Origin of the sequence: Desulfofundulus sp., assembly GCF_049701015.1 — a bacterium.
GTDB lineage: Bacteria > Bacillota > Desulfotomaculia > Desulfotomaculales > Desulfovirgulaceae > Desulfofundulus.
Window position 1 is genome coordinate 1 of the sequence record NZ_JBNATZ010000339.1, and the last position, 2,239, is coordinate 2,239.

A 2,239-nucleotide genomic window follows, 5' to 3' on the forward strand; every position below is an offset into this window, starting at 1 on the left:
CGGGAGATCAGGAAAGCCGGCGAACTGGTGCGTGAGGGCCGCTCCCTCGCAGATGGGTTTACCGGGTCAAAATTTTTGCCCCTGACGGGTCAGAAAATGATTGCTGTCGGGGAATCTTCAGGGGACCTGAGCTCGCTGCTGGAACAGGCCGCATCTCTGTTTGAAACCGAGCTTGATATGCTCATGCAGAAACTGCCGCCTTTTGTTGAAGCGGCCATGATTGTGGCCGTGGGTGGCGGTGTAGGATTTGTGCTGATCTCTCTTCTTTTACCTGTTCTTTCGATTTACCAAACGGTACAATAAGAAAAGGGGTCTGCCGGTGGATAATGTAATGGCGTTCCCCCGTCTGGGAGAATTTCTGGTACGGCGCGGCCTGGTGGGAGAAGAACAGGTCAGGAATGCCCTTCATGTGCAGAAAAAGACCGGTAAGAAGCTGGGAGAGATCCTTGTTGAACTGGGGTATCTTTCACCAGAACTTCTCACCGCTTCTCTGGCCGAGCACCTGGGTGTCCCCCGGGTGGAGCTGGAAGGAAAGCGTCCTGTACCGGACGTGGCTGAATCTCTTATCCGGCGACACAAGGTCTTTCCTTACGCAAGGGAAGGGAAAAAATTGTATATAGCCACCGCTGATCCCCTGGATGTGGTGGCTATGGACGACTTCCGCTTTGCTACGGGTTGTGAGGTCGTTCCAGCAGTAGCCAGCCCGGACGAGATTGACCGTGCCATTCGCCGCTGGTACGGCACCAGCGCGGTGGAGGAGGCTGTGGGGGCGGCAGGCAGTGTAGATGTGCCGGAAGAAGAACCTCTTCTTTATGAAGCTGCTGACGCTCCTGTAGTCAGGCTGGTCGATATTCTAATTGAACAGGCTGTCAGCGAGGGAGCAAGTGATGTCCATATTGAACCCGGCCGGGAAAAGACTGTGGTCCGTTTCCGTACGGATGGTGTCCTCCACGATGTGACGGAATTCCCCCGCAAGCTGCACGGGGCTGTCATCACGCGGCTCAAAGTGGTAGCCGGCCTGGACATTGCCGAGCGCCGTCTACCGCAGGATGGCCGGATTAGATTGCGCCAGCCGCGGGAGGTAGATCTAAGGGTTTCCATATTGCCTACGATTTGGGGTGAGAAAGCAGTTCTGCGGATACTGGACAGGACCCGTGTAATACCGAAGCTTGAAACGCTTGGGTATTCTGAAAATGCCCTGTTACGTCTCCGCAAGGTTATGAGGTCACCTTACGGTATGATCCTGGTCACCGGTCCTACGGGTTCGGGGAAAACCACTACTCTTTACGCTGTCCTTTCGGAAATAGTTTCCCGGGAGATTAACGTAGTTACCGTTGAAGACCCTCCAGAATATGAAATAGCGGGCGTCAATCAGGTGGCGGTGAATTTAAAGGCGGGGTTGACCTTTGCAGTGGCTTTACGGTCTATTTTGCGTCAGGATCCGGATGTGGTGATGGTTGGGGAAATAAGGGATGCGGATACTGCACGTATTGCAGTTCAGGCCGCGATGACCGGACACCTGGTCCTCTCCACACTGCACACCAATGATGCAGCTTCGGCTCCTGTAAGGCTGGTGGATATGGGGGTTGAACCATATCTGGTGGCTTCGTCTTTGTTGTGTGTGGCCGCGCAACGACTCGTGCGAAAAGTATGCCCGCGCTGCGTAAGAGAGTACGAATTACCGGTGGATGCGCCGGAACGGTTGGCCCTGGGTCTTGGCGAAAAACGCTTCGTATTAAAAAAGGGTGCTGGTTGTCCGTACTGCGGAAATACCGGCTACCGGGGACGTACAGCGGTGACGGAAGTTATGCTGGTAACGAGGGAAATCAGGGAACTGGTTAAAAAAGAAGCATCATCCAATGAGATCAAAGAAAGAGCCGTGGCAGAAGGGATGGCTACCCTGCGCCAGGAAGCAGTATCCAAAGTCCTGGCCGGCATAACCACACCTGAAGAGGCGGTAAAGGTTGTCTGCACTGCAGAAGAATAAACAGGAGACCGGGGAGGAAATACTTGTTGGTTTTTAAGCGAAATAGTTTTCTTTGTGCTGGCCTGGATCTGGAAGGACCTGAAGCTCGAGCCGTGTTGATCCGAGCTGGCGGTAAGGAGGTGGAAGTGCTTGGTCAGGCAGCGAGGCCGCTGCCGGAAGACCCCGATGGAGTGGCCGGGGTCGCTGCCAGCCTGCTCGACGAGCTTAATGCCAGAGGTGCGCGGGTGGTAGTCGGGCTGGGTGGTGAAGGGG

The 2,239-nt window shown here is 55.0% G+C and carries 3 protein-coding genes; all 3 read left to right on the forward strand.

The window, feature by feature from the left end; all coding sequences use genetic code 11:
* Positions 1-303, forward strand: a 303-nt coding sequence (locus ACPLUI_RS14080; RefSeq protein WP_424660872.1) for a type II secretion system F family protein, incomplete at its 5' end; no start/stop codon positions are given.
* Between the two features lie 16 nt (positions 304-319).
* Complete coding sequence (locus ACPLUI_RS14085) at positions 320-1,987, forward strand: GspE/PulE family protein (protein WP_424660873.1); 1,668 nt, start codon at positions 320-322, stop codon at positions 1,985-1,987.
* 23 nt (positions 1,988-2,010) lie between these two features.
* Positions 2,011-2,239 (forward strand): hypothetical protein (locus tag ACPLUI_RS14090; protein WP_424660874.1); only part of this gene is annotated, 229 nt, incomplete at its 3' end.